Source organism: Weissella sp. DD23, from assembly GCF_001579105.1.
Taxonomy (GTDB): domain Bacteria; phylum Bacillota; class Bacilli; order Lactobacillales; family Lactobacillaceae; genus Weissella; species Weissella cibaria.
This window is the reverse complement of the sequence record NZ_KQ970390.1, coordinates 379,157-381,314: the sequence shown is the minus strand read 5'-3', so window position 1 is coordinate 381,314 and position 2,158 is coordinate 379,157. Positions and strand designations below refer to the sequence as shown.

The following is a 2,158-nucleotide window of genomic DNA, read 5'->3' as shown; positions in this document are numbered from 1 at the left end:
AACGTCGCATTTGATTTGTTGTTAGTGGCATACTTGCTTGACGCAAATGACAACAATAATGATATGGGGGCTTTGGCCCATGAAAATGGTTACTACGCCGTTCGTACGGATGAAGAAGTTTATGGTAAAGGCGCTAAATTCGCGATTCCTGAGGCTGATGAGGATCTTTTCGAACACTTGGGGCGCAAAGCCATGGCCATTCAATATTTGAAGGACCCATTGATGGCGAAATTGACAGAACACGAACAAACGCAGTTGTATGATGACATTGAATTGCCCCTGACGTACGTACTGGCCGATATGGAAGCGACGGGTATTACAGTTGATGCGAATACGTTGCTTGAAATGCGAAGTAAATTAACGGAGCGGCTAGCGGAACTCGAGCAAACTATTTACCAACAGGCTGGCCACGAGTTTAACGTGCAGTCACCAAAGCAGTTAGGTGTGGTCTTATTTGAAGAAATGGGTTACACCCCAATCAAGAAGACGAAGACAGGTTATTCAACAAGCGTAGAGGTTTTGGAGCAAATGGGCGATGTACCGCTAGTTGCCTCAATTTTGGCTTATCGTCAAATTGCAAAGATTCAATCGACTTACGTAGAGGGGTTGCTACGTGTAATTCACGGTTCGGATTCTAAGGTACACACGCGTTATCTCCAAACCCTAACTCAAACTGGTCGGTTGTCGTCAGTCGATCCAAATCTGCAAAATATTCCGGTCCGGATTGAAGAAGGACGACGGATTCGTAAAGCCTTTGTACCACGTGAGAAGGGGTGGCGAATTCTAAGTGCCGATTATTCACAGATTGAGTTGCGTGTCTTGGCGCATATTACAGGCGACAAGCACTTACAAGAAGCGTTTATCAATGGTGAGGATATTCACGCTGCGACGGCGCGTCGTATTTTCGGTATTGGCCCGGATGAGACGGTTGACGGTAACATACGACGTCAAGCCAAGGCAGTTAACTTTGGTATTGTATATGGCATTTCTGATTTTGGCTTAGCAAAAAATATTGGTGTCTCACGAAAGCAAGCCAAGCAAATTATCGATACGTACTTTGAGCAATATCCTGGGGTGAAGACGTGGTCTGAGGAAATTATCGCCGCAGCACGCGAGCAAGGATATGTTGAAACGATTGCACATCGTCGTCGTTACTTGCCAGACATTAAGGCGAAAAATTTCAATTTACGTAGTTTTGCGGAACGCACAGCTATGAATTCACCAATTCAAGGTTCGGCTGCTGATATTATTAAAATCGCCATGATTAACATGGAAAAAGCGTTGCGTGACGCTGGTTTGCAAGCTAAAATGCTCCTGCAAGTACACGACGAATTGATTTTTGAAGCACCTGAGTCAGAATTGCCAATTTTGCATGAGTTGGTGCCACGCGTCATGGATTCCGCAATGCAATTGGATGTCCCTTTGATTGTGGCATCGCATGAAGGTGAAACTTGGTATGATGCAAAGTAACGTTTAACAGCATACTGACACTGTAAGCATTAGTTTCGGCTAATGCTTATTTTTGTATTTCCAGGTTAATAAGTCACATGAAAAATGGTAGACTAGAAGATACCGAAAACATAAAGTTTGCTTTAATCCATGGGTACTAGCCTAGGAATAAAGTGTTAATGAGCACATGCCAAAGGGGGATGAAGACAGATGCCAGAATTGCCAGAAGTCGAAACAGTCCGACGCGGGTTAACCCGCTTAGTTGTTGGACGAACTGTACAAGGTACTGCCGTGTGGTGGGAGAAAACAGTCGACGGCCTATCACCGGAGGAATTTGATGCTGAACTAGCTGGGCGACGAATTGAGGCGATTGACCGTCGCGGTAAATACTTACTGTTCCGCTTTTCCGGCGGGATGACGATGGTGTCGCACTTGCGAATGGAGGGGGCGTATTATACTGTGCCGGCAGGAACCGAGCCGGGTAAGCATGATTTGGTGACTTTCCACTTAGATGATGGCATCGATTTGTTATATCGTGATACACGTAAATTTGGGCGGATGAAATTAGTGCCCGACGCGGAGGCGTTACAAGTTGCTGGTTTAGCCAAAATCGGTCCCGAACCAACTGAGTCAACTTTAAGCTTAGCCTATATGGTGGCAGAGTTTGGTAAATCACGCATGCATGTGAAGCCGTTTTTGCTTGATCAAA

2 protein-coding genes are annotated in these 2,158 nt (G+C 45.4%); both read left to right on the top strand.

The window, feature by feature from the left end:
- The coding region (gene polA / locus WEIDD23_RS01830) for a DNA polymerase I (protein WP_082778295.1) at window positions 1–1,470 on the top strand (1,470 nt) is incomplete at its 5' end.
- Between the two features lie 189 nt (window positions 1,471–1,659).
- Window positions 1,660–2,158 (top strand): DNA-formamidopyrimidine glycosylase family protein (locus WEIDD23_RS14295; RefSeq protein WP_278279464.1); only part of this gene is annotated, 499 nt, incomplete at its 3' end.